Here is a 25572-nt window from a genome sequence, read left to right on the forward strand (position 1 = left end):
GCCGATGCCCGGCGACATAGGGTTCGGACAGTAGAGCGTAGTCATGGATGCGCCATTCTTCTTGCGGATCTAATTCAGAGCCATAGCTGGAAAGATCCGATCCGGTCACGACGCAAGTTGTGACTGAGAGGAGCTTCCGAATGTCGTTCGAATTGTTTCGCACTGCGTCGAATCCAGCCCCCACCGCGACGTTTCTGAGGGAAGATCGGGAGACCATCCTGCGCTTCGGCACGCAGTTGCTCGATGCCGGGGAGGCTGCCAGGCGCGCGGCCCTGATTGCGGCGACGCTGCCGATGCCTGCCAACCCGCTCGCGACCGTCCCGCGCCCTTCGCCGCGCGATCCCGCTGCGGCCGAGGCGACGCTGGTGGAGGAGGACGAACCGTTCCTCGTCGAGGAGCCGGAGACGGGCACGGCCAGCACAAAGGGCGGGCGCCGCAAATCCGCCGCCTCCACCAATCCGCGCCGCAACGTCATCGAGGGTGCGCTGGCCGGCGCGGCCCTGCCGGAAAGCCCGCGGACCATCATCGCCGCCGGCACGCTCGACGAGGGCGGGTTCCGCGCCGTCAGCTTCAGCGCCGGGGCGACCCTGGCGGCCACCAGTCTGGCCGGCGCCATGCTGTCCGTCGCCGTGGCGCAGACGCCGCAGGAAACGGCGCGGCTGGAGATGGCCGGAAGCTTCCTCGCCACCTGGAAGGCGACGCAGGATTTTCTGGCCGAGGGCGTCCAGGGGCGGATGGCGCAGGGCAGCGCGCTGATGCCGCTGGAGGAGATCGCGCTTGCCGCGCCGGCGCGGGGCGCCCCGGTGGTGCTGACGGTCGCCGGCAGCGAATTCGCGCCGGGGGCAGGCGCACCGGGCCTTGCGGCTCCTGCCACCCGGCCGGAGGAGGTGTTCGAATTCAGCCCACGGCGGCCCACGGCGGGCGAGGCTCTGCAGGTCGATTCCCTGGCCCGCGACCGCGATCCGGTCACGGGACGCAGTGCCGATCCGGCCCCGGCCATCGCGGAGCCTCAGGGCGCCGCACCCGCGGTTGGCACGCAGACGCAGGGCGTGATGGCACCGGCCGTCGCAGTGGCGCCGCCGGTGGTGGCCAACGTGGTGGACCAGCCCGCGCCGACAGTCCTGGCGCCGGTCGCATATGAGCGGTCAGGCTTCGCCCAGGCCAGGGATTTGCCGGGGGGTGGGCTGGATCGGCCCGCCGACCCGGCGTTCAACCTGCCGATCCCGGAGACGATGCCGGCCGTCGTGGTCGTGGCCCGGCCCCGGCCCGAGGCCTCCCCGCCGAAGCCGCCGCCCGCTGTAACTGAGGCGCCAGGGACGGCCCCCGCCCGACCTGAGGCCGCCGAGCAGGACGCGAAGCCGACGGCGGCGGTGCCGGTCGTGCCTGACGCCCGGGAAAAGATCGGTGACAAGCCCGATCCTGCGGATACGGTGACGGAGGTGCTGGATGGCAGCCCCCCGGGTCTTGACCAGGCGCCCGGCCAGCAGCCCGACGCTCCGGCCACGGTGCCGGTCCCGGATGTGGTGACGGAGGTGCTGGACGGCGGCCCGCCGGGTCTTGATCGAGCGCCTGGCCAGCAGCCGGAGGCTCCGGGCCCGGTACTGATTCCGGACGTGGTGGGGGAGGTGCTGGATGGCGGCCCGCCGGGTCTTGACCGGGCGCCCGGCCAGCAGCCGGAGGCTCCGGGCCCGGTACTGGTTCCGGGCGTGGTGGGGGAGGTGCTGGACGGCGGCCCGCCGGGTCTTGACCTGGCGCCGGGCCAGCAGCCCGACGCTGCGGGCCCGGTACTGGTTCCGGGCGTGGTGGGGGAGGTGCTGGATGGCGGCCCGCCGGGTCTTGACCTGGCGCCCGGCCAGCAGCCCGACGCTGCGGGCCCGGTACTGATTCCGGGCGTGGTGGGGGAGGTGCTGGATGGCGGCCCACCGGGTCTTGACCTGGCGCCCGGTCAGCAGCCCGACGCTCCCGTCACGGCGCCGATCCCAGGCGTGGTGGCGGAGGTGCTGGATGGCAAGCCCGGTAAGGGCCAGCCGCCCGGCCAGCAACCTGGGGCTTCGGACCCAGCGCTGATCGTGGTCGCCAGTCCCGATGTGCCGGCGGATGGCCCGGGCCGACCGCACCAGCCTGGGGCGCAGTCTTCCGACGCGAAGCCGATCCAAGCCGTGGCACCCGCCCTTCCGGACCCCGGGCCGGCGACGGAGGTGGCCGACCTGCTGGTTGTGCCGGGACCAGGCCCCGCCGATTTCCTCGACGGATTCGACACGGATCTGCTGGCGCCCCCGCCGGAGGCGAGCCTTCCACTCCCGCTCGACCCCGCGCCGGAGATCGACTTCGGGCTCCCCAATCCGGTGCTGGGCAACGATTGGCTGCTGTAGAACGCGGTCGGCGCGTTCTACCGGTTGGCCGCCTTGTTGCTGCCGACGTTCTCGTGCCACTCCACCGGCAGCCCGTCCCAGGCCGCCAGCGGCTTGCCCGGCCACTTCCTGCGCACGAACACCCGGAAGCCCTCGGCCGTGGCCTCGACATAGCCGGATTTGCCATCCGTCAGGCGCAGGTGCTGCGCCAGCGCCTCGGCCTGTTCCTGCATGTAGCTGTCCGTCATCCCCTCATCCTCCCCCCGCCCGCCGTGCGCCGCGCAGCGCCATCAGGCACGCCACGCCCACCGCTGCCATGGTGAGCGAAGTGCCGATGCCGCTGCCGTATTCCACCAGCCCGACGATGAAGGTCATCAGCGCGCCGAACCCCATCTGCAACGCGCCCACAAGGGCGGAGGCGGTGCCGGCCAGTTGCGGCTTGGCGCTCAGCGCGCCGGCGATGGCGTTGGGCTGCGTCATGCCGTTGCCGACCGCGACGGCGGCCATCGGCGCGAAGAACACCAGGATATGCGGTGGGAAAACCAGCACCGCCACCGCCGCGCCCAGCGCGCCCACCGTGGCGATGACGGTGCCGAGCCCCAGCATCCGCAGGATGCCGAGGCGCTTCGAGAGCACCCCTGCCAGCCAGTTTCCCGCCGCGAAGAAGATGGAAATCGTGGCAAACGCCAGCGCGAACTGCACCGGCGTGTAGCCCATCCCCTGCACCACGACGTAGGGCGCACCGCCGAGGAAGGCGAAGAAGATGCCGGTCGCGCAGGCCGTCAGCGCGGTGTAGGCCCGAAACGCCGGGATCGCCCACAGGCTGCGATAGGCCTGCCAGATCGCGTACAGGCCGGGCAGCTTCTGCGGCACGGCCAGCGTCTCCGGCAGCCGCAGCCAGGCGACCAGTGCCAGCGGCACCACCACGCCGAGGCAGGCCCACATGCTGGCGCGCCAGCCGAAGCTTTCCTGCAGCAGGCTGCCCAGGATCGGCGCCAGCATCGGCGCGATGGTCATGCCCATGGTGACGTAGCCGAGCACGCTGGCCGCCTCGTCGCGCGGCCACACATCGCGGATCACGGCGCGGGTCAGCACCACCCCGGCGCAGGCACCGATGGACTGGATCACGCGCGCCACCACCAGCGCGCCGATGCCGCCCGCCAATGCCGCCGCCAGGCTCGCCACCGCATACAGCGCCAGCCCGCCCATCAGCAGCGGCCGCCGCCCGAAGCGGTCCGACAGCGGGCCATAGACCAACTGCCCCGCGCCCACCCCCAGCAGGTACAACGTCACCGTCAGCTGGACATTGGCCGTGGAGGCGCCGAGATCCCGCCCCATCGCCGGCAGCGACGGCACCAGCACCTGCATGGTGAAGGGGCCGATGGCGATGATCGCGACCAGCAGCCAGATCGGCGGGCGCGCCTGGCCGGAGGGCGGCAGCGGCGCGGTGGCGCCGCGCGGGGGGGCTGAATGCTTGGTCACCCGATCGAGTGTAGGCCGCCGGCAGGGGCGTGCGACAGCCCGGCAGACGCCCGCACCGGACAACCCTCACCCGTGCGTGGTGCTGGGGGCATCCGCCGGATAGCCCTGGCGCAGCCAGTCCACCACCTTCAGCGGCCGTCGCTTCGGGGCACGGGCGGCCTGGCGGCGGGCATAGACCTCGTTCAGCAGCACCTCCCCACCCGTCGAGCGGTCCAGAGTCAGGCGACGGTTGAACGCCTCGGCGGAGCCGGGATGCTGGCCGATCAGCACCAGCGCCGCCTGCGGCAGCCGCGTCACCACCAGCCGTAGCAGCGCGTCGGCGGAAATCGGGTCCAGCGCATCCGTCGCGTCGCCCAGCACCACCCAGTCCGGCCGCAGCAGCAGCAACCGCGCGAAGGCGAGCCGTTGCAGGTCGGCGCCGTTCAGCACCTCCGCCCAATCCTCCGACTGGTCGAGGCGTTCGCCAAGCCTCGCCAGCCCGACATCGGCCAGCGCCGCGCGGATCGCGACGTCGTCCGGATCGGCCGCCGTCCCAGGCAGCGCGAGCGCGCGCCGCAGCGTGCCCTGCGGCAGGAACACCCGGCGGCCGATGGCGATCATCAGCGCGTCGGCCGGCAGGTCCACTTGGCCATAGCCCCAGGGCCAGATGCCGGCGACGACGCGGAAGAAGGCCGCCGCGGCCACCGGGTCGCCATCCACCAGCACGTGCTCGCCTGGTTCCACCCGCAGCGACAGGTTGTTCAGCAGCGCCGTGCCGTCCGGCTCCGCCACCCACAAATCCGAGACGCCGAGCCAGGCGCCGGGCGCGCGGTCCATGTTGATGGCGGTCTCGCCGGCCCGCGCCGCCTCCAGCGCCACCACCTGCACCGCTTCCTCCAGCGCCAGGACCCGTTCCACGGAGGCGCGCCACTCGGCGATGCGCGGCAGGTTGTCCACCGGCCAGGACAGCGCCGCCGTCACCTGCTGGAAGGCCTGCGCCGACTGCATCAGCCGGCCCAGCGTCAGCGTGCCCTCCAGGAAGCGCGGCGTGCCGACCAGGATCGGGAACACCGCGGCGAGCGCGACATAGCCGGATGAGAAGGCGATCAGCCGGGCGAGCCCGACCGACTGGTCCTTCCAGGCCAGGGCGATGGTCTCGAACCCCGCTGTCAGGCGCGCGCGCTCGGCGTGTTCCGCGCGGGCCAGCGCGATCGGCTCGGCGCTTTCGCGGGCGCGGACCAGGTCGTAGCGGAAATTGGCTTCCTTGGTCTGGCGCACATCGGTGGTCCGCACCAGCGGCCGGCCGAGCACGAAGGCGACCACGGCACCGATGCCGGCATACAGGAAGGCGAGCAGCACCAGGTGGCCCGGCACCGCGATGCCAGCCACGGTGATCCAGCCGGACAGCGACCACAGGATGCCGACGAAGGTCACCAGCAGCAGCACGCAGTAGAACAGCGTGCTGGCGAGATCGACCGCGGCTTCCGTCATCACGCGGATATCCTCGGCGATGCGTCCATCCGGGTTGGCGTGGTCGCCGGGGATCAGGCCGGCCTGGAAATGCCGCGAATCCTCCATCCAGCGGCCGACGACGCGGCCGGTCAGCCAGCGCCGCCAATCCAGCTGCAGATGCCGGCGCACCGCCAGGTGGCCCATGTTGGCGGCCATGGTGCCGCACAGGATCAGCACGAAGATGCCGATCTGCGCCATGGCGTGTTCGGTCGAGCGCCGCTCCAGCGCATCGAACAGATCGGCGCTCCAGACATTCAGCCGCAGCACCAGGCCGATCTGGCAGACCACCAGCAGGCCCAGCAGGCCGGTCAGCAGCCGCGGCCGCCAGCGTCCCTTCTCGGTCCAGTAGGGTGTGGCCAGGCGAGCGAAGTCACGGAAGAACTTTCGGCTGACGGGCACGGCGTCGCTCATGGCCTGGTCGTCGCTTTGCTGGATCGGGTGAGGTGGGTTGGTAAGGATCAGCTAACGGGCTGGCGGCGCGCCGCGGCGGACCATCGCCTCACAGCGATCGTCCTCGCCGGTGCCGAACTGGATGGTCGGCAGCAGCCCGGCGACCGGCGCGAGCAGTGCCGCCAGCCCGGCCACAGCGCCGCCCCGCGCCACCAGCTCGCCCAGTTCCGGCCCGACGGACGGGTTGCGGAAGCTGCCGGCGACCAGGATCGAGGTCGGCAGGGTACCGATGGTGAAGCTCTTGGAGGAGCTGCGCAGGCGTATGTCCAGCCGCTCCCGCGCCAGGCTCACGCTGCCGGTCGCCGCCACCAGCACGTCCTCGGTATCCAGCAGCACCGTGCGCAGGTTCAGCACGCCGCGTTGCAGCACCAGGTCGCCCACGAAGCACTGCACCGCCGTGCGCCCAGGCACCCCGAGCGAGGACAGCACCGCATTCGCCAGCCGCAGCCCGGACAGATCCACCAGCAGGGCGGAGAGGTTGCCGCCGGACATGCCCAGCGTCAGCGTGCCGTTGCCGGCGCCGAGGATCGTGGCGAAGGAATTGCCGGTGCCGGTGAGGCGCGCCCGGCCGTTGATGGTGCCGGCCCCCTCGAAGGTCCGGGTCGCCTGCATCAGGCGGGACAGGTCGAGGCGCTGGAACTGCACATCGGCCTCGGCCCGCATGCGGCCCTCCTCGGCCGGCGTCAGGGTGACGTTGCCGGCGATCTGGCCGCGCCCGACACCGAGCGTCAGCGGCCGCAGATGCACCACGCCGTCCTTCACCTCCAGCTCCGTGCGCAGGCTGTCGAAGGGCACGTTGCGCCCGATGACGCTGTCGGCGCGGTAGCTGATGCGGATGTCGGTCGATTGCAGCTTCGGCAGGTTGATCGGCTCATCCGGCAGCACGCGCGCCTGCGCCTCGTTGCGGGCCAGGGCACGGCGCTGTTCCGGCGTCTGGCCGGGGGTTGCCACGCGACCGGGTTCCTCGCCGATGAAGCCGCCGAGGTCGGCGAGATCGACGCGGCGCGAATGCAGTTCACCCACGACATCGACACGCGATTCAATCGTGCCCACGGTCAGCGTGCCGGCGATATCGGTCTGGCCGACGCGGCCGGCGATCTCGCGGAAGCGGAAGCGGCCGTCGACCTGGTCGAGCTGGCCTGCGACCTCGTAGTTCGCCGTGCGCGGAATCGGCACGCCGGTCAGCTTGTCCAGCAGCGCCATGTCGGGGCCGCGCAGCACCAGGCGCAGCTCCGCGCCGCCCAGCGCCAGCGGGTCGCGCAGCGTGCCCTCCAGCGAGAGTTCCGTCGGGCCGTTGGCGAGTTGCACGGCGATTGGCCACGGCCGGTCCGCCTGCAACGCCAGCACGGCGCCGCCGAGCGCCTCGCCGGTGATCGGCTGGTCGGCATAGGTGCCGGTGATGGTGGCGGCGAGGCGTGGCGCCGCGCCGCCCTCGTCACGCGTGGCAATCGCCAGGCGCAGATCGGCCTGGAGATGCGGCAGCACGATGTGGGCGCGGCCCTCGACGATCCGCAGGATGCCGATCTGCAAGGCCGCGGGCTGGCCCGGTTCGGGCAGGGCGACGTCGAGGGTGTAGTTGTTGCTACGGTCGTCGCGCGACGCAGCCTCGACCACCGGCTGCTGGAGTTCGACCTCCGGCACCACCAGCGCGTTGCGGCGCCAGGATTCCATCAGGTCCACCTGCGCCACCAGCCGCGCCGCCTGCGCGAAAGGCGCATCGGCCGCGAAGCCATCCGGATTGGCGATGCGCACATCCTCGGCCGTCAGCACGCTGATGCGGCCGGGCCGCAGGTGCAGGTGCCCGATGGTGACGGTGCGGCCGATGGCGGCGGAGGCGCGGCGTTCGGCAAGCGGGATGAACCAGTCCCACGACCAGAAGGCCACCAGCAGCAACAGCAGGACCAACGGCGCGCCCACCCAGGCGAGCCAACGCGGCAGATGCAGACGAGCCACGTAATTCTCCTGATGCCCGGCGGCGGAAGATGCGGGGCACTGATTCTAGATTCGCAATGATGTTCTTCCGACGGCGCAACTGCCGCGAAGCGGTGGCAGGGCGCTGACGCAGCCGGCACGACATCGCGCGGCAGGCCTTCTACTTAAGCTCTATTTTCAAATACAAAACGAAATAGAGCGTTGCATCCGGCGGATCACGGATGATTGTTGGAATGCGTAACTGCCCCTGGGGTCAGTCCGGCGCCCGCAGTTGCGGAACCACCGCCTCCCACACCGGCAGGATCGCGGCACTCGGCATCACGTCGTAGCGCGAACGCTGCACCAGCAGGGATGCCGCGTGCAGGTCCGGGTCATGGTTGGCGACCGCATCCTCCACCACCACCGGGTAGTAGTCGTAGAAGCCCGCGTCGCGCGCGGTGGATTCGATGCAGCCCTGGGTGATGAAGCCGCAGCAGACCACGGTGCGGATGCGGTTGGTGCGCAGCAGCATGTCGAGGTTGGTGCCGACGAAGGCGGAGCTGCGCCATTTCTGCACCACGATGTCGCGCCCGGCCGGCTGCAATTCCGGCACGAATTCGGCGCCCCAGCTTCCCGCGAGGCACACTTCCGGCTCCTCCGTGATGCCGTTGCGCACTGTCAGGAAGCGCAGCCAGGCGGGGGAGGTGGAGCGGCCGTGGGACAGCTTCTGGTTCTGGATGAAGAACACCTGCACCCCGGCAGCGCGGGCGGCGTCCACCAGCCGGGCGCAGGCGCGGATGGCGGCGGGGAAGCTGCTCATGTCCTTGCCGGCGCGGGCGAAGATGCCGCCTTCCGCGCAGAAATCATTCTGCGGATCTATGACCACCAGCGCGGTATGCGCGGGGTCGACCAGTTCCGTCGTCTCGGTGAAGACCTGCTGGTTGTCGATGGTGATCATGGCGCGGACTCCCCTGGCTTCGGCAGGACCTTGTGCAGGTGCTCGGCGATGTCGCGGCGGCGCGCAACCCAGACAGCGTCGCCGCGGGACTTCAGCGCGCGCAGGATGCCCTCCACCGCGCGGAAGCGGGCCGGGCGGCCGCAGATGCGCAGGTGCAGCCCGATATTCAGCAGCTTCGGCACGCCGCGCTCACCTTCCTCGATCAGCTGGTCCATCGCCGACTCGGCATAGGCCACGAACTGGTCCGGCAGGACGAAGCCGTTCGGGTGGAAGAATTTCATGTCGTTGCAGTCGAGCGCGTAGGGCAACACCAGCATCCCCGCGTCCCAGTAGGGCAGGTCGTCGTCGAAGGCGTTGCTGTCGTACAGGTAGCCATGCTTCGCCAGCAGCAAGCGCGTCCAGGGCGACGCACTGCCGCGGCAGAAGAAGCCCACCGGCCGCGCGCCGGTCGCGGCCTCGATCGCGGCGCCGGCGCGGAGCAGGCCGGCTTCCTCCTCCGCCTCGGTCGCGTAATCCGCATGCGGGCGCCAGACCCAGCCATGATTCGCCGCCTCATGCCCGCGCCGCGCCACCTCCGCCGCCAGCGCCGGCGTGCGTTCCACCGCGCGGCCGCACATGAAGAAACTGGCCTTCACGCCATACCTGTCGAACGCCTCCAGGAATCGTGGCAGCCCGGCGCGCAGGCCGTAGCCAAAAATCTGTTCCTGGCCGATGTCGCGGCGACCCGGCGGCACGATGCTGATGACCTCGCCGATGCGCTCATTCTCCGCATCGCCGGCCTCGACCGCCATTTCCGCCCCTTCCTCGTAGTTCACCACGATGGAAACGGCGAGGCGCGCGTCGCCTGGCCAGGCGATGCGGGGTGGCGCGAAGCCGTAGCCGACCAGGTCGCGGCGCATGATGGGGGATCCTCGGTTTTGGCCCGGATGTTGCAAGCTCCGTGCCGCATAAACCGCCAGGAGAACGCCCATGCCCAGCCTTCCACGCCGCCTCGCAGGCGGACTGTTTGCTGCCGCCCTCGCGCTGGGCGCCTCCGCCCAGGCGCAGACGCAGATCCCGCTTCGCGTCGCCGGCAACTTCAGCCAGAACACCAAGCATGTGGATGGCGTGGAGCGGCCGTTCTTCGCTGGCCTCGCCGCCGCCGCCAGCACGCCTCTGGCCGTCACCTACAACCCGCTCGACGTGCTCGGCATCCAGGCGGCGGACAGTCTGCGCCTGCTGCGTTCCGGCGCGTTCGACGTGATGAGCGTGCAGATCGGCATGGTCGCGCGCGACGATCCCTTCTTCGAGGGGCTGGACCTGATCGGCGTCTCCACCAGCGTGCCGGAACTGCGCCGCGCCGTGGAATCCTACCGCGCCGCCTTCGATGAGCGCCTGCAGCAGCGCTTCGGCACGCGGGTGATGACGCTGTGGCCCTTCGGCCCGCAGATCATCTACTGCAACGCGCCGATCAATTCCGTCCGCGACCTGCGCGGGCTGAAGGTGCGGTCCTTCACGCCGACCATGTCCGCGCTGTTGCAGCACCTTGGCGCCACGCCGGTGACGTTGCAGTTCAGCGAGGTGTATCCGGCGCTGCAACGCGGCGTGACGAGCTGCGCCATCACCTCCGCCACATCCGGCAATACGGGCAACTGGCCGGAAGTCACCACGCATATCCTGCCGCTGGGGCTTTCGGGCGCCGTGCAGGGCCACTTCATGACCATGGCCGCCTGGCGCCGCTTCTCCCCGGAACAGCAGACGGCGCTGACGCGGGAGTTCCGCCGGATGGAGGATGCGATGTGGGACATCGCGACCAACTCCAACGGCGATGCGCTGTCCTGCTCCACCGGCGGGCCCTGCACCGAACACAAGCCGTTCCGCAACACGCTGGTCACGGTGAACGAGGCCGATGCGCAGCTGGTGCGCGAAGCCGTCGGCGCCGTGATCCTGCCGACCTGGCGCGACACCTGCAACCGCGTCTGGGCGCAGTGCACGCAGACCTGGAACGGCACGGTTGGTGCCGCGCGCGGCTTCACCATCAATTAAAGCCAGCCCGCAAGCGCCGGGCGGCCACATGGGCGGCCTTGGCTCGTCATGCCGAGGGCATGCCTGCGGCATGACGCATCAGCGGCGGCGGCCATTCGGCCGCTCGGCCGGCGAGAGATGCCGACCGGCTTTCGCGGTGGAGCGACTAGCCGAAGCGTTCCACCGCGCCGGCCGCGATGCGGAAGGCGGCGGCGAAATCCTCCATCTCCATCGCCTCATCCGGATTGTGGCTGCCGCCGTCGTTGCGGATGAACAGCATGGCGGATGCCACGCCCTGGCCCGCGAAGGTCACGCAATCATGCCCGCCGCCGGAGGCGATGTTCATGCTGGCGATGCCGGCCTCCGCGGCTGCCGCCCCCAGCGCCGCGCGCAGCCGCGGGTCCATCAGCGCCGGCGGCACATGCAGGGCAGGGCCGTAATCCATGGTCACGCCATGCCGCGCCTTCGCCTCGGCGGCGGCCGTGGCGAGCCAGGACTCGGCGCGCGCCAGCGTCGCCACATCCTCGGACCGGATATCCAGCGTGAAGCGCACCTCCCCGGGCACGCGGGTCGGTGCATGGCGCGTGGCGTCGGTAAAGAATTCTCCAATGGTGCAGACCAGGTCGGCGCCAGCCGCCTCCTGCGCCGTCCAGAAGGCATCGAGACCAGCGACCAGCGTGGCGGCGGCGATCACCGCATCGCGCCGGGTGCGGCGCGGCGCGCCTCCTGCATGGGCATCCTGCCCGATTGCGCGGCAGTTGCGGTGGCGCAGCGAACCGCGGATGCCGGTGACGATCCCGGCCGGCAGGCCCGCCTCCACCAGCACCGGGCCCTGTTCGATATGCGGCTCCAGGAACCAGGCGATGCGATCGGCGCGCAGGCTGGCGCGGCCCTGGCGGATGAAGTCAGGGTCGAATCCTTCCTCGGACATGTGGTCGGCCAGCGTCCGGCCGCTGTCGCTGCGCCGCAGCGTGTCCGGCGCCTCGCGCGGCAGCAGCCCGAAGGCCGCGCGGCTGCCGAGGTAGTTGGCCGGGAACCACACCATCTCCTCCGCCCGGATCGCCAGCACCGTCAGGTCCCGTGGCAGGCGGCGGCCGAGGTGGCGCAGTCGCGCGGCCACCGCCAGCCCCATGGCGACGCCGGCCGCGCCATCGAAATTGCCGCCATGCGGCACGCTGTCCACATGGCTGCCGATGATTCCGGCGGGCAGGGCGCGGTCTGTGCCGGGCAGCGTCATGGACAGGGTGCCGATCGGGTCCACCGAGACCTCCAGCCCCAGCCCCTCCGCCGCCTCCCGCGCCAGAAGGTGCGCCAGCCGCTCCCCGGCGCCGTAGGACGCGCGGGTGACGCCCGGGGCATCAAGGCTGCCGGCGCGGATCGCATCAAGATAGCCGGCGGCAAGGTCGAGCGCGCGGGTCTCGGCGGCGGATTCAGTCATGGAGAACTCCGATGCGTGATGCCACCTGCCTCCTGACGGCGGAGGCGCTGATCGTCGGTGCCACGGACAGCGTGGCGCGGGAAGGCCATGGCGTGCTGGTGGGCGCGGATGGCCGCATCGCCGCCATCGGCCCCGCGGCAGACCTCGCCGCCGCCGCGCCGGCCGCGCAGCGCCTGCGCCTGGAAGGCTGCGCGCTGCTGCCGGGCCTGGTGAACGCGCACCAGCACGGGCGCGGGTTGACGCAGTTGCAACTCGGCTTCCCCGACATGATCCTGGAAGCTTGGCAGACCACAAAGCGGCGGCGCGGCTGGCTGGACCCGGCGGCGATGGTGCCGCTGGCGGCGATGCAGATGCTGGCCTCCGGCGTCACCGCCACCATCCACGCCAACACCACCTGGGGCGAGGCCGGGCGGCAGCCGGGCGACCTCGCCCGCACCATCGCCGCCTATGACGCGGCCGGGCTGCGCGCGCTGGTTGGCATCGGCGCGCAGGATCGCGCCAGCCTGGTTTTTCCGGCCGAGGACCAGCCCGGCTTCCTGGCCGCGCTGCCCGAGGCCTTGCAGGCGCTGGTCGGCCCGCCCGACCCGCCGCTCTACGCCACCACGGCGGAGGAGGCGGCGGCGCTGTACGACCGCCTTGCGGCAGCCCTGCCCAGCCATGGCCGCATCCGCCTGGCCTTCGCGCCCGCCGGCCCGCAATGGGTCAGCGACCCGCTGTTCACCGGGCTTGCCCAGGCCGCGCGGGCGCGGGGCGTGCCGATCCACATGCATGCGCTGGAAAGCGTGGCGCAGGCCGCCGCCGCGCGAGGGCTGTACCCCGAGGGCACGCTGGCACGGCTGGAACGCCTCGGCGTGCTCGGCCCGGCGACCTCGCTCGCCCATGCGGCGCATCTGACGGCGGGGGACATCGCGGTCGCCGCCCGCACCGGCACGATGCTGGTGCGCAACCCCGCGAGCAACCTGCGCCTCGGCTGCGGCATCGCGCCGCTGGCGGCCTATTGGGCAGCCGGCGTGCGCGTCGCCATCGGCACGGACTGCCAGACGATGGATGACGACGAGGATCTGTGGAAGGAACTGCGCCTGGCGGCGAGGCTGTCCACCGAGCCGTCCTGGCACGGCGCCGGGCCGCCCGACGCGGCGACGCTGTTCGGCATGGCGACGACACAGGGCGCGGCGGCAATGGGCCTGCACGGGCAGGTCGGCACGCTGGCGCCGGGGCTCGCCGCGGATGTCATCGCCGTCGACCTGCGTCGGGTGCAGGGCGCCTACGCCGACCCGTCCGTGCCGTTGCTCGACCTGATCCTGGCGCGAGCGGATGCGCGCGACGTGCGACTGACCATGGTGGATGGCCGCGTGCTGTACCGCGACGGCTACTTTCCACACATGGACCCGCAGGCGGTCGCCGCCGCGGTCGCCGCCGCCGCGACCCGCGCCCGCGAACCCTGGACGGCGGAGCGGGAGGCGGCGGTGGCCGGGCTGGTCGGGGCGGTGCGCGACCACTACGCGATGCGGACCTCGGAAATTTCCTGACGCGTTTTCCGAGTCGTCAGGCAAGCGCCTGACTTGAAAATGCATCAGTCGAACGCCAGCCCCGGCAGCCACAGCGCAATGCCGGGGAACGCGATCAGCAGCAGCACCAGCAGCACCATGATGCCCAGGAACGGCAGCGTGCCCTGGATCACCTCGCCCACGGTGCCGCTCGTCCGCACCCCCTGCACCACATACAGGTTCATCCCCACTGGCGGCGTGATCAGCGCGATCTCGCACATCACGACCAGGAAGATGCCGAACCACACCGGGTCGATGCCCAACGCGACGACGATGGGGAAGACGATGGGGATGGTGCCCACCATCATCGACAGCGTCTCCAGGAAGCAGCCGAGCACCAGGTAGAACACGAACAGCACGAACAGGATGCCGATCGGCCCGACCTCGAGCGAGGTGACGAAGGCCGACAGCGCCTGCGGCACGCCGAGGATGCCGAGCACGAAGTTCAGGTAGAAGGCCGCCGCCACGATCAGCAGGATCATGGAACTGACCGTCACCGTCGTCTCAAAGCAGGCGTGCAGCATGGAGACCTTGAAGCGCCCGTAGCAGAAGGACAGCAGGAAGGCCGCCACCACGCCCACCGCCGCGCTTTCGGTCGGCGTCGCCCAGCCGGCATAGATGCTGCCCATCACCGCGACGAACAGCCCGACCGGCGCCGCCAGACCGCGCAGCGCGCGGATGCGGGCGCCGAGCGGCAGGCGCGGCTCGCTTTCCCCGGCCAGCGCCGGGCGCCACAGGCACAGCACCGCGATCAGCCCCATGAACATCCCGGTCAGCAGCAGCCCCGGCACCACGCCCGCCGCATACAGCCGGCCGACGGAGGTGTTCGTCATCGCGCCATAGATGATCATGTTGATCGAGGGCGGGATCAGGATGCCGAGCGTCGCCCCCGCCGCGATGGTGCCGAGCACCAGGCGCTGGTCGTAGCGCCGGTTCGCGAAGGTCGGCATCGCGACGGTGCCGATCGTGGCCGCCGTCGCGACGGAAGAACCCGAGACGGCGGCGAACAGCGCGCAGGCGCCGATATTGGTGTGCAGCAGCCCGCCCGGCAGCGGCCCCAGCCAAGCGGCCAGTGCCTTGTACATCCGGTCCGTCGCCCCGCCCTTCACCAGCAATTCGCCGAGCAGCACGAACAGCGGCACCGCCAGCAGCGTGAAACTGTCCGTCGCCCCCCACAACTGCGTCCCGAGCGCATTGATGACCGGCGCGCCGAGATAAAGATCCGCGCCGAGCAGCGCCACGGCCGCCATCGCCACGCCGACGTGCAGCCCGGCGAACAGCATGGCGAGCATCAGCGCAAAGCCGATGGCCGCCTCGGTCACCCCGAAGCCGGTCATCGCAGCGCCTCCTTGCCGGTCTCGACCGCGATTTCCTCATCCACCGTCGGCGGGCCGTACCAGGCATTCACCTCCCGCACCCGGCCGCGTGCCAGCAGGGATGCGGCGTGCAGCGCGAGCAGCACGGCGACAACGGCGAACAGGGCGAGCCCCGCGAACCAAACGCCCTGCGGAATCCAAAGCTGCACCTGCAACGGGCTGGTGGAGACGGACATGAACTCGATGCTGTCGGACATCTCCGCCCAACCGCGGCTGGCTGCGAAGGCCGCGAGGGCGGCAATGGCGAGCGCCGCCACCACATGCGCTACCGCCCGCGGCCAGGCGGGCAGGCGCGACAGGAACAGGTCGATCCGCGTGTGGCGCCGGACCACCAGCGTATGGGCGAAGCCGAAGGCGACGAGCCCGGCCAAGGTGTAGCCGCCGATCTCATCCGTGCCTTGCAGCGACACGCCAAGGTAGCGCCGCGCGACGAGGTCCGCGCAGACCAGCAGGCTGTAGCCCAGCAGCCACCAGCCGCAGAGCAGGCTGAAGAAGCGGGTGACGGGCGCGACGCCCGCCGCCACCGGATTGACGGATTTGCCCCCGGCGGGCGCGCCGCCGGTGGAGGAACTGGGAAGGGCGGCCATGGGCACCTTGCTGCGAGGACCTTGATGGCTCTGCAACATCGGTGCCAGCCGGCAGGCGGGCTCAGGCCGCGGCGGCGTCTCCCTCCGCGGCCGCGCTGTCCGTCGTAGCCGGGCGGTCCAGATCCTGCGCGTCCTGCTCCAGCAGAAGCAGTGCCTCGTCGAAGGCCTGGGCCAGATCAGTCATGATCTTCCGCATGGCAGCGATTTGTGACTCAAGAAGTTGCACTGTGCAGTCGGAATGTTCGAGCATGATTGCTCTTGGCGTAGTTTCTGGCGACTTGAAACCCAATATTTTTGCGGATTTGTCCTGACTGCATGGCAGCCTTGCGTCGTTGCCCCCGCATCGACGGGGCGTCGCGCTTCGCGATACCTTGCGGGCCACGCCATCACGCCGGAAACCTCCTGCCATGTCCGAAGCCACACGCCACGACCCGGCGCGCCTGACTGCCTTCGCCGAGGCGTTGTGCCGCGCCGCCGGGCTGAATGCGCCGAAAGCCGATGCCGTCGCGCGCACGCTGGTGGAATCGGACCTGCTCGGCCACGCGACCCACGGCCTGGCGCTGCTGCCGCGCTACCTGGAGGACATGGGCAATGGCGGCATGGCGACGGAGGGGGAGCCGGAGGTGCTGCGCGACCGCGGCGCCTGCGTCACCTGGAACGGCCGCCGCCTGCCAGGGCCGTGGCTGGTGCACCGCGCACTGGACCTGGCGCTGGACCGCGTCGGCACCTACGGCACGGTGACCGTCGCGATCGGCGACAGCCACCACATCGGCTGCCTGGCCGCCTATCTGACGCGGGCGACTGAGCGCGGCTTCATGCTGGTGCTGTCCTCCTCCGCCTCTGCCGCCGCCGCCGTCGCGCCCTTCGGCGCGATCACCGGCGTGCTGGCGCCGGACCCGGTGGCGGCCGGCATCCCGACCGATGCCGAGCCCATCCTGATGGATGTCAGCGCCTCGATCACCACCATCAACATGGCAGGGCGGTTGCAGAAGGAAGGCGGGCAATTCCCGCATGCCTGGGTGCAGGACGCCGAGGGCCGCGCCTCCACCGACCCGGCCGTGCTGACCCGGGGCGGCACATTGCTGCCGGCCGGCGGGCAGGACCATGGCCAGAAGGGCTACGCCTGGGCGCTGATGAACGAGGCGCTGACCCAGGGCCTGTCCGGCTATGGCCGCGCCGACCGGCCGAGCGGCTGGACCGCCTCCGTGCTGCTGCAACTGTATGATCCGGAGGCCTTCGCCGGGATCGACGCCTTCCGCCGGCAGACCAGCCACACCGCCGCCGCCTGCCGCGCGGCAACCCCGCGGCCTGGCGTAGCGCGGGTGCGCCTGCCCGGCGAATCCGGCCTGGCGCATCGCCGCGAGGCGCTGCGGGACGGCGTCATGCTTTCGCCCGCCATCCTCGCGGGGCTTGAGGCCGCAGCGCGGAAGCTGGGCGTCGCTGTCGAAGTCTAGCGGCGCGGGGCGCCGGACAGTCCCGGGATATTCGGCATGCCCTGGGGCATCTGCATGGTCTGGTAGCCGGCGGGCACCTGGAAGCGGGCCGGGTCCTGCGCGCCATAGGTCACCTGCGTCGCCTCCATGCTGCCGGACTGGCCCTGCGCGCTGCCCTGGGCGCGCAGCATCACGCCGTCCGTCGTGATGCAGGCGGTGCCGCGGTCGTTGCCGTCCTCGAAGTTCCACACCGTGCAGCCATGCCCGGCGACGGTGGCGCTGCCGGTGCGGCGGAAGCGGGCGGTGGGGGACATGCCCGTGTGCTTGGCCACCTGGTCCATTGGGATGTTCATCACCATGCGCATCTGCTCCATCACCATGAAGCCGCGCTGCGCCCGGTGGTCGGCCACCATCCAGCCCATGCCGGCCAGGTCCACCCGCATGGTCTGCGCGGCGGCGAGCCAGGACAGCGTCATCCCCGGCAGCGCCGGCTGGCCGGCAGGGCGGGCCTGCGTCTCGGTCACGCGGTAGGCGACGCTGACATCGCGCGTCGGAAACAGCGGCGGGCGATCCTGCGCCGCGGCCGCACCGGCGAGGATCGGCGCGGCCACCGCCAGGGCGGACGCGATCAACTGCGGGCGCTTCATGACTTGGTCCCCTCGGTGTGCTGGCGGGGCAGGCTCCCCCGCCCGCCCGGGCCGGGTCAAGCCGCGCGAAACCTGGCGAAACGCGCCACCTGCCGGGGTAGCCTCGGCGGATGCCACACCCATCCCGCCCGCGCGCCATCGCCCGGCTTCGCCGCATCTGCCTCGCCTTGCCGGAGGCGGCGGAGGTCGAGACCTGGGACCACCCGACCTTCCGCGTCCGCAACCGGATCTTCGCCATGGTGCAGACGGCGGAGGATGGCCCGGCCGTGTGGTTCAAGGCGCCGCCGGGCAGCCAGCAGCTTCTGCTGGAAGCGGCACCGGACCGGTTCTTCCGGCCGCCCTACCTCGGCCACAAGGGCTGGGTCGCGCTGCGGCTGGAAGGGGCAACGGATTGGGCGGAGGCGGCGGCGCTGGTTCGGCGCAGCTACCGGCTGGTGGCACCGAGGCGGCTGGCGGAGCAGGTCGCGGACTAGCCTATTCCGCCGCCTGCCGCTGCTGCACATCCGCCAGCGCGCGCGCCAACTGTGCCTGAGAATAAGGCTTCGCCAGTCGCGGCGGTCCCTCCGCATCGTTCCATGGCCCGGCATGGCCGGTCGCCAGGATCACCGGCAGCCCGGGCATGTCCCGCGCCAGCACCGCGGCGAAGTCGGCGCCGGTCATGCCGGGCATCGCGTGGTCGGTGACCACGGCCGCCGGTGCGGGGCCAGTGGACAGCAGGCCCAGCGCGATCTCCGCCGAAGCGGCAGTCTGCACCTCGTAGCCCAGGTCCGACAGCATCGCCGCCGTGCCCTCCAGCACCAGGGGTTCGTCATCCACCAGCAGCACGCGCCCCTGGCCCCGCGGCAGCGCTGCCTCGCCATCCGCCGAACCGAGCACCGCGGCCGCCGCCTCGGCCGAGACCGGCAGCCACAGCGTCACCACGGTGCCGCGCCCGGGCGTGCTGTCGATCTGCAGGGCGCCACCGGATTGCAGCGCCAGACCATGCACCATGGACAGGCCGAGCCCGGTGCCCTGGCCAGGCCCCTTGGTGGAAAAGAACGGTTCCACGGCGCGCGCCAGCGTCGCCGCATCCATGCCCTGGCCTGGATCGGTGACTGCGATGCACAGGTACTCACCGGCCCCCAATTCCGGAGTGGCACCGGGCCCGGCTTCCCGGGATGCGGAAACCCCGTGCAGGGTCCGCCGGCTGACCCGGACCACGATGCGTCCCCCCTCCGGCATCGCGTCGCGGGCGTTCACCACCAGGTTCATCAGCGCCAGTTCCAGCGCATGCGGGTCCACCATCGCGGCCGGCAGCCCGCCTGGCGTCTCCAGCTTCACCTGCACCCGCGGCCCGGCGGACTGCGCCAGCAATTCGTGCAGACCCGCCAGCAGCCGCTCCAGGTCCACCGCGGCGGGCTTCAGATCCTGCCGCCGGGCAAACGCCAGCAGCCGCTGCGTCAGTTGCGCGCCGCGCTCCGCGCCCAGCGCCGCGGCATCCAGGTGGCGCAGGATCTGCGGCGTCGCGGCCTCCCCCAGCCGCTTGCGCGCCAGGCCGAGATTGCCCAGCACCGTCATCAGCAGGTTGTTGAAGTCGTGCGCCACGCCGCCGGTCAGGCGGCCCAGCATCTCCATCTTCTGCGCCTCCAGCAGTTGCGCCTGCGCCGCCTTCAGGGTTGAGACGTCGCGCGCCTCCGGCACCAGCAGCGACACCAGCCCGTCCTCGTCGCGCACCGGCTTGATGGAGAAGTCGATGGCCAGAGCCTGGCCATCGGCCGCTTGCATCGCAAGTTCGCGCCGGATGAACTGCCCGCCCGCCGCCAGTGCCACGGCATCGCGCACCAGGCCGCGCAGGGCCGCATCCTCCGGCCACCAGGGCGCATCCCAGTAGGGCCGGCCGATCACCTCCTCCGCGCGCACGCCGCCGAGCCGCAGCATCGCCTCGTTCGCCTCCAGCAGCGTGCCGTCCGGCGACAGCAGGCCGATGAATTGGAACGTCGCGTCGAAGATGCCGCGAAACCTTGCCTCGCCCTCCCGCAGCCGGGCGCTGGCATCGGCCAGCGCGCCGGTGCGCTCGGCGACGCGGCGTTCCAGCGTGGCATTGGCCACCTCCAGCGCCTCCGCCTTCAGGCGGCGGTCGGTCACGTCCAGCGCAATGCCGAGCATCCGGCGCGGCTGGCCATCAAGGCCGCGGCGCACCTCCGCCCGCACCCCGACCCAGCGTTCCGCGCCATCGGAAACCTCCCCATCGGCCAGACGGAATTCCGCCTCCAGCGGCATCTCGCCACGCACCGCGGCGGCCAGCGCGGCGGCGAGGCCCAGCCGGTCCTCGGCGCGGACGCCGCGCAGCGCGGCGCGGGCGGTGATCCGGCGGCGCGACCGCAGGCCCCATTCGCCGAAGACATCGCCGACCAGGGCAAGCCGGCCGTCGCGCAGGTCCCAGTCCCACAACCCAATCCGCCCGGCCTGCTGCGCCAGCCGCAGCCGCGCCTCGCCTTCCTGCACGGAGGCCAGCAGTTCCTCGCGCTCCGCCAAAGCCGCGGCCAGCGCGGTGCCGCGTTCCTCCGCCGAATGCCGCGCCGCGCGTTCGCGCCCTTCCGCCCGCAGCGCCGCCAGGCCAAGCAGCGCCCCGAGCGCCGCCGACACGGCGAAGATCAGGCCGTTGCGCAGCAGCCGGCCCCGGAACGGCACCAGCACATGGGCGCGGGAGATGGCGGCGGAGGCCACCACCGGCATCCCCGGCGCCGCCCGCCAGGCCAGCAGGCGCTCGGTCCCCGCCGCGTCCACCTCCTCCCGCACCCCCGCCGCGCCTTCCATCGGGCGCTGCGGGTCGGTAGCCGGATTGCTGGCGGAAAGCGGCCAGCGCATCACCCGCGCGCCATCCAGCCGGTCCAGTTGCAGCAAGGCGCCAGGCCCCAGCGCAAGCCCCTCCATCAACTGGCCGAGTTCCTCCGCCGCGATCGCCGCCACCACCGCGCCCCGGAAACGGCCCGCCTCGTCCTGCAGCGGCCGGCCCCAGGCAAAGAACCAGCCCCCGACGGGCGCGCCATGCAGCAGCCCGGTCAGGTGCCCGGCGGCGCCGGCGCGCAACGGCTCGAAATAGGGCTGGTGCGCGAGCGAGGCGCCGTGCAGCCGGCGGTCCAGGCTGTTCACCACCAGCCGCCCGGCCGCATCCACCACCCAGATGGCGTGCACCTCCGGCACGTCCTGAGCCAGCCGCGCCAGTTCCGCCCAGCGTTCCTCGCGCAGCGCCTCCAACGGCGCATCGGCGGCAAGCTGCGCAACGCGCCCGCTGGTCAATTCGGCGAAGCGCAGCACCCGGTCTGCATGCTGGGCGAGCAGGGCTGCGGTGTTCTCGGCCGCGCTCCACCCCTGGGCGAGGGTGGCGCGGCGATCGGCCAGGGTCGCGGCCAGGAACAGCCAGCCGGCGATCAGCGCGAAGGCCGCCAGGCTGAGCGCCAGCCAGCGTCCGCCGGTGCCGCGCGCCGGCATCCCCATGGAAGGCCTCGCCCTCGACTGGTCCCTCAGCCTTGTCACCGCGTCCCTTCGCAGCCCCCTCGCCGGGCGGTATCCTGGACCTGCCCATGTTTCATGCACGTGTCGCCGGCCGCGCAACAAAGCGCCGGACCTGCGATCCGGCGAGGCCCGGGCGACGACGCTTCGCGCATCATTGCCCACTCGGCGCATTTTGTCGCGCCGGTCGTTCATCGGGGAGGAAGACATGACGCTGGCAGGTGCGGCCTGGGAGGGCTCGTGGGAGAAACTGGCGGCGCTGGCGCGCCAGCCCGGCGCCGGCGCCATCCGGTCCCGGCTCGAGGCCGAGCCGGACCGCGCCCGCCGCCTGTCCTTCCGCGCCGCCGGGCTGCTGCTGGACCTGTCGCGCACCTCGCTCACGCAGCCCGTCCTGGCGGCGCTGCTGGACCTGGCGCGCGCGCGGGGCGTGCCGGCCTTCCGCGATGCCATGGCGGCCGGCGAGCAGGTCAACGGTACCGAACGCCGTGCCGCGCTGCACCTGGCGCTGCGCGCGCCCGCGGGCCGCTTCCGTACCGGTGGCGAGGACGCCTCCGCTTCCGTGCACGCCACGCTCGCCGCCATGTCCGCCTTCGTGCAGGACGTCCATGCCGGCCGCATCCTCGGCGCCGGCGGCGACCGCTTCACCGATGTGGTGAACATCGGCATCGGCGGGTCCGACCTCGGCCCGGCGATGGTGACGCGCGCGCTGTGGCGGGCCGGGATGCCGATGCGGGCGCACTACCTTGCAAATGTCGACGCCCATGCGTGGGAGGCGCTGCGACCCACGCTCGATCCGCGGCGCACGCTGGTGCTGGTGGCATCGAAGACCTTCACGACGCAGGAGACGATGGCCAATGCGCAACTCGTGAAGGCGTGGTTGGCGCAGGCCCTGGGCGAGGACGCGGTGCCGCGGCACCTGGCGGCGCTGTCCACGAACCTGCCCGCCACCGCGGCCTTCGGCGTTCCGCCGGAACATGTCTTCGGATTCGCCGAATGGGTCGGCGGGCGGTTCAGCCTGTGGTCGGCTGTGGGGCTCTCCATCGCGCTGGCCTGCGGGCTGGACGCCTTCACCGGCCTGCTCGCCGGCGCGCGGGAGATGGACGAGCACTTCCTGTCGGCGCCCGAGGCGGAAAACCTGCCGCTGCTGCTGGCGGCGACGGAGGTCTGGCACGTCAACGGCCTCGGCTACCCGAGTCGGGCCGTGCTGCCCTACGACGAACGGCTTTCGCGCTTCGCCGCACATCTGCAACAGGTCGAGATGGAAAGCCTCGGCAAGCGCGTGACGACCGATGGGCAGCCGGTGGGCCACGCGACCGGCCCGGTGGTGTTCGGCGAGCCGGGCACCAACGCGCAGCATTCCTTCCTGCAACTGATCCACCAGGGCACCACCCCGGTGCCCGTGGATTTTGTGCTGGTGGCGCGGCCGGACCACGCGCATCCGGGCAGCCACCGCATCCTGCTCGCCAACGCCCTGGCCCAGGCCGAAGCATTGGCGCATGGCCGGGGGGAGGCGGAGGCGCGGGCGGAGATGGCGAAGGCGGGCCTGGACCCGGCCGAGATCGACCGTCTGGCGCCGCATCGCAGCTTCCCCGGCGACCGCCCCAGCACCAGCATCCTGCTGCCGGCGCTGACACCGGCCACGCTCGGCGCGCTGGTCGCCCTGTACGAGAACAAGGTCGCGTGCCTCGGCGCCTTCTGGGGCATCAACCCCTTCGACCAGTGGGGCGTCGAGCTTGGCAAGCAGTTGGCATCCGGCATCCTGCCGGCATTGGAGGGCAAGGCCGCGGCGGCCGATGCGGCGACCGCCGCGATGATCGCGGAGATCCACCGCCTGCAAGGCTGAGCCTGCACTCAGCCGTCCTGGCCTCAGCCATCCTGGCCTCAGCCACCCTGGCCGAAATCCCGCAGGCGGTCGTAGCCGACCGTCAGCCCGTCCATCCGCAGCATCACCGAGCCGGATTCGCGCACCGCCCCGGTGACCTGCCCGTTGACCGAGAAGGCCAGCGGCGTCGCCGCGCCATCGGCGGCACGGCCGCTCACCGTCACGCGGTACAGCCCATCCGGGCGTTGGCGGTTCCGGCCGTCCAGCCCATCCCAGCGCCAGGTGCTGGCGGCACCGGTCAGCGGCACGTCGCTGGACCGCACCAGCAGGTTGTTGCCGTCGCGCACCTCGATCCGGGCGCTGCGGGCGGCACCGGCGGCGGGCAGGTTCACCTCCGCCCGGCCACCTTGCAACGGCAGCCGGTCCGTCTCCACCGCCACGCGCCGCCCCACCAGCCCTGCCGCCTCGCCGAGCTGGCTGGACTGCTGCAGGGCCAGCAACTGCTGCAGGGTGGCATTGGTGTTGACCTGCTGTTCGACGGTGGAGAATTGCACCAGCTGCTCGGTCAGCTGGTTCGCATCCATCGGCGCAGTCGGGTCCTGGTTCTGCAACTGCGTGGTCAGCAGCTTCAGGAAGGTGTCGAGGTCACCCGACAGCCTGGTGGCGCTGCTGGCGGCATTGCCGCTGCTGGCTGTGCCGGTCGCGAAGCTTGTGGGCTGGATGGTTCCACTCATGGCCGGGGTCTCCGTCAGACGGCGAGATCGATGAGGCCGCGATGCGGGGCGCGTCGCGGGGGCTGGTCGGCGAGGCGCGGGAAGCCACCCGCCTCGCTCTGCCCGCCCGGTCCCCCGCCCGGTCCCCCGCCGGGGCCTGGGTTGTCCTGGCGGGGGTTTGGGTTTCCGGCCCCGGACTGCCCCGGACCGTTCTGGCTGAGTCCGAAGGACAGTGTCGGCGCGCGGTCGCCAAATCCGGCGTCGCCCAGCGCCCGCTCCAGCTCCCGCGCATCGCGTTGCAGCAGGGCCAGCGTTTCGGGCCGCTCGGCGGAGACGCGGATGACGGCCTCGCCGCGGCTGCGCTCGATGGCGACCTCCACCCGGCCGAGTTCCACCGGATCGAGCGTCAGGGTCAGGCTGGAATCCGGCCCGAGCGCCAGAGCCACGGCGAAGGGCGCGACCTGGCGGGCAGGCCAGGCCACGGGAACCGGGACGCCCGCGCGCGGCGCCGCGGCTGCCGGCGTGCGGCCGGACAGGTCGATGCCAGGTTGCTCGAGGCCCAACTGGACAGGCCCCGGCTGGCCAGGGCTTCGCTCGGCCGGGCCGGGCTCGGCAGCGGCCACCGCAGGCGCAGGCCGATCCACGGCTGGACGCGGGTCCGTCGCCAGGTCTGGCTCGGCCGAGGCGACGGGCATGCCGTCTTCTGAGGAGACCGTGCCGAGACTGGTCGGCAGCGCTTCCCCCTTATCCCCGGATGACGTGTCGCCGGACTCGGTCGACTGCGGCGCGGCGGGCGCCTCCTCGGGGTCGGACGAGGGCGGAGGGCCCAGGGTCGGCTGCGGCGTGGACGCCGATCGGACGGCCAGGGCCAAACGCCCGTCCGCCGCCGGGTCGCGACCAGGCAGCGCCGCGGCCTGGCCGCCTGGTTGCGGCGAGGCCGCCATGGCCAAGCCGGCGGCCGGCGCGCCGTCGGCCTGGCCGGGCGCAGCCGGGGTCGGTGCCCCTGGCGATGTCGCGAGGCCGTCCGCCGCGCGAGACTGCTCCGGCCCGCCCGGCGCTGCCGGATGGGCTGCCGGATGGGCTGCCGGATGGGCTGCAGGCGTTGCGGCCGGAGGCAGCGGCCCCGAAAGCGGCGTCGGCGGCGCGCTTCCAGCGTCGGGCGCCTCGTACGGGGTCGGCGCCAGGCCTGCGAGCGGCAGGTCGCCGCTCGCCGCAGCCTCGGGCGCCGCGACATCGGCAACCAGACCCGTTGTGGCGGACACCGCGGCATCTGGACCCAGTGGCGTCGTACTGCCTCCCGCCACGGCTGGCCCTGACGCAGCCGGCTTCGCGACGGATGCAGGCGGCGACAAGGGCAGCGACAGCGCGGGCGTCGCGGCCGGCGTTCCGGCGGGTGGCTGATCCGCCGGAACCGGCTCCACCAGCGGTGGCACCGCCGGCATGAAGAAGACCAGCCCCGCGGGCGTCGGCGCGACCAGGTTCGGCTCGGCGACCATGGCCGCCTCCGGCATCGCCGTCGCCTCCGTCCCGGCCGTGCCGGTCGTGAGCGCTCCAGCCCCTTCATCCCCCACGGGTGCGGCGACAGGTTCCGGAAGCGATCGGGGCATCGCCGAAACTGCCGCCTCGGCCAGGTCCGCGCCTGGCGTCCCGGCGCTCGCCAGGTCCTGCGCCTGCACCGCGAGGCCAAGCAGCGCCGCGAAGCCCTGGGGTGCGGCACCCGCTGCGGCCGGGGCGGGGCCCGCGTTCGCCGTCGGCGGCGGAATGGCGGCCAGGATGTCCATGCTAAGGCGTCTTCCTCGGGCGGCATTCGCCACGGCTCCTGCAAGGCAACGGCCATGCCAGGCCCGCCCAGGACTCGCCCGGAAGAATC

At 72.0% G+C, this 25572-nt stretch carries 20 protein-coding genes; 6 read left to right on the forward strand and 14 right to left on the reverse strand.

Features of this window, described 5'->3' with window-relative positions:
* The first annotated feature begins 140 nt into the window (after positions 1 to 140).
* Entirely contained in the window at positions 141 to 2372 is a 2232-nt protein-coding gene (locus tag ACLF3G_RS11260) for a hypothetical protein (RefSeq protein WP_430669459.1), read from the forward strand.
* A 17-nt stretch (positions 2373 to 2389) separates the two neighbouring features.
* Here the strand turns inward: ACLF3G_RS11260 and ACLF3G_RS11265 are convergent, their stop codons facing one another.
* The 6 genes from ACLF3G_RS11265 to ACLF3G_RS11290 all read right to left on the reverse strand — a co-directional run bounded on the left by ACLF3G_RS11265 (position 2390) and on the right by ACLF3G_RS11290 (position 9542).
* Positions 2390 to 2599 carry a hypothetical protein gene (locus tag ACLF3G_RS11265; protein WP_430669460.1) on the reverse strand — a complete coding sequence of 70 codons (210 nt, stop codon included), beginning with the start codon at positions 2597 to 2599 and terminating at the stop codon, positions 2390 to 2392.
* A gap of 4 nt (positions 2600 to 2603) precedes the next feature.
* Positions 2604 to 3833 carry a multidrug effflux MFS transporter gene (locus ACLF3G_RS11270; protein ID WP_430669461.1) on the reverse strand — a complete coding sequence of 410 codons (1230 nt, stop codon included), beginning with the start codon at positions 3831 to 3833 and terminating at the stop codon, positions 2604 to 2606.
* 66 nt (positions 3834 to 3899) lie between these two features.
* Positions 3900 to 5735, reverse strand: a complete 1836-nt coding sequence (locus ACLF3G_RS11275; protein ID WP_430669462.1) for an ABC transporter ATP-binding protein/permease — start codon at positions 5733 to 5735, stop codon at positions 3900 to 3902.
* Positions 5736 to 5786: 51 nt separating this feature from the next.
* The gene (locus tag ACLF3G_RS11280; RefSeq protein WP_430669463.1) at positions 5787 to 7727 is read right to left on the reverse strand and encodes an AsmA family protein; all 1941 of its coding nucleotides are present in this window, start codon (positions 7725 to 7727) and stop codon (positions 5787 to 5789) included.
* 232 nt (positions 7728 to 7959) lie between these two features.
* Positions 7960 to 8643, reverse strand: coding sequence for a cysteine hydrolase family protein (locus ACLF3G_RS11285; protein WP_430669464.1), 684 nt, complete (start codon positions 8641 to 8643; stop codon positions 7960 to 7962).
* Entirely contained in the window at positions 8640 to 9542 is a 903-nt protein-coding gene (locus ACLF3G_RS11290) for a polysaccharide deacetylase family protein (RefSeq protein WP_430669465.1), read from the reverse strand. The genes ACLF3G_RS11285 and ACLF3G_RS11290 overlap by 4 nt, the downstream gene beginning before the upstream one ends.
* A 70-nt stretch (positions 9543 to 9612) precedes the next feature.
* Here ACLF3G_RS11290 and ACLF3G_RS11295 point away from each other — a divergent pair, with 70 nt between their 5' ends.
* Positions 9613 to 10668: a TRAP transporter substrate-binding protein gene (locus ACLF3G_RS11295; RefSeq protein ID WP_430669466.1), complete on the forward strand. Its 1056-nt coding sequence runs from the start codon at positions 9613 to 9615 to the stop codon at positions 10666 to 10668.
* 145 nt (positions 10669 to 10813) lie between these two features.
* Here the strand turns inward: ACLF3G_RS11295 and ACLF3G_RS11300 are convergent, their stop codons facing one another.
* Positions 10814 to 12085 carry a hydantoinase/carbamoylase family amidase gene (locus ACLF3G_RS11300; protein WP_430669467.1) on the reverse strand — a complete coding sequence of 424 codons (1272 nt, stop codon included), beginning with the start codon at positions 12083 to 12085 and terminating at the stop codon, positions 10814 to 10816.
* Between the two features lie 11 nt (positions 12086 to 12096).
* Here ACLF3G_RS11300 and ACLF3G_RS11305 point away from each other — a divergent pair, with 11 nt between their 5' ends.
* A complete protein-coding gene (locus ACLF3G_RS11305; protein ID WP_430669468.1) occupies positions 12097 to 13614 on the forward strand; it encodes an amidohydrolase family protein in 1518 nt (505 codons plus the stop codon).
* 44 nt (positions 13615 to 13658) lie between these two features.
* On the opposite strand, the gene ACLF3G_RS11310 is transcribed toward ACLF3G_RS11305, so the two are convergent.
* The 3 genes from ACLF3G_RS11310 to ACLF3G_RS11320 all read right to left on the reverse strand — a co-directional run bounded on the left by ACLF3G_RS11310 (position 13659) and on the right by ACLF3G_RS11320 (position 15779).
* Positions 13659 to 14969, reverse strand: coding sequence for a TRAP transporter large permease (locus ACLF3G_RS11310; protein ID WP_430669469.1), 1311 nt, complete (start codon positions 14967 to 14969; stop codon positions 13659 to 13661).
* Positions 14966 to 15595 (reverse strand): TRAP transporter small permease subunit, encoded by a 630-nt coding sequence (locus tag ACLF3G_RS11315; protein WP_430669470.1) that lies wholly within the window; start codon positions 15593 to 15595, stop codon positions 14966 to 14968. Before ACLF3G_RS11315 ends, ACLF3G_RS11310 begins: the two co-directional genes overlap by 4 nt.
* 61 nt (positions 15596 to 15656) lie before the next feature.
* Positions 15657 to 15779, reverse strand: a complete 123-nt coding sequence (locus tag ACLF3G_RS11320) for a hypothetical protein (protein WP_430669471.1) — start codon at positions 15777 to 15779, stop codon at positions 15657 to 15659.
* Between the two features lie 223 nt (positions 15780 to 16002).
* On the opposite strand from ACLF3G_RS11320, the gene ACLF3G_RS11325 reads away from it, so the two are divergent.
* Positions 16003 to 17049 carry an Ldh family oxidoreductase gene (locus ACLF3G_RS11325; protein WP_430669472.1) on the forward strand — a complete coding sequence of 349 codons (1047 nt, stop codon included), beginning with the start codon at positions 16003 to 16005 and terminating at the stop codon, positions 17047 to 17049.
* Here ACLF3G_RS11325 and ACLF3G_RS11330 read toward each other — a convergent pair.
* A complete protein-coding gene (locus ACLF3G_RS11330) occupies positions 17046 to 17675 on the reverse strand; it encodes a hypothetical protein (protein ID WP_430669473.1) in 630 nt (209 codons plus the stop codon). The two genes, ACLF3G_RS11325 and ACLF3G_RS11330, sit on opposite strands and share 4 nt — an antisense overlap.
* 110 nt (positions 17676 to 17785) lie before the next feature.
* Here ACLF3G_RS11330 and ACLF3G_RS11335 point away from each other — a divergent pair, with 110 nt between their 5' ends.
* A complete protein-coding gene (locus ACLF3G_RS11335) occupies positions 17786 to 18148 on the forward strand; it encodes an MmcQ/YjbR family DNA-binding protein (RefSeq protein WP_430669474.1) in 363 nt (120 codons plus the stop codon).
* A 1-nt stretch (position 18149) separates the two neighbouring features.
* On the opposite strand, the gene ACLF3G_RS11340 is transcribed toward ACLF3G_RS11335, so the two are convergent.
* Positions 18150 to 21152 carry an ATP-binding protein gene (locus tag ACLF3G_RS11340; RefSeq protein WP_430669475.1) on the reverse strand — a complete coding sequence of 1001 codons (3003 nt, stop codon included), beginning with the start codon at positions 21150 to 21152 and terminating at the stop codon, positions 18150 to 18152.
* 223 nt (positions 21153 to 21375) lie between these two features.
* Here ACLF3G_RS11340 and pgi point away from each other — a divergent pair, with 223 nt between their 5' ends.
* Positions 21376 to 23010 carry a glucose-6-phosphate isomerase gene (gene pgi / locus ACLF3G_RS11345; RefSeq protein ID WP_430669476.1) on the forward strand — a complete coding sequence of 545 codons (1635 nt, stop codon included), beginning with the start codon at positions 21376 to 21378 and terminating at the stop codon, positions 23008 to 23010.
* Positions 23011 to 23048: 38 nt separating this feature from the next.
* Here pgi and ACLF3G_RS11350 read toward each other — a convergent pair whose 3' ends face one another.
* Both ACLF3G_RS11350 and ACLF3G_RS11355 read right to left on the reverse strand, forming a co-directional pair.
* The gene (locus tag ACLF3G_RS11350; RefSeq protein WP_430669477.1) at positions 23049 to 23723 is read right to left on the reverse strand and encodes a flagellar hook assembly protein FlgD; all 675 of its coding nucleotides are present in this window, start codon (positions 23721 to 23723) and stop codon (positions 23049 to 23051) included.
* Positions 23724 to 23737: 14 nt separating this feature from the next.
* Positions 23738 to 25483, reverse strand: coding sequence for a flagellar hook-length control protein FliK (locus tag ACLF3G_RS11355; protein WP_430669478.1), 1746 nt, complete (start codon positions 25481 to 25483; stop codon positions 23738 to 23740).
* Positions 25484 to 25572 lie beyond the last annotated feature (89 nt).

This window comes from Falsiroseomonas sp. HC035 (genome assembly GCF_050563525.1).
GTDB lineage: Bacteria > Pseudomonadota > Alphaproteobacteria > Acetobacterales > Acetobacteraceae > Falsiroseomonas.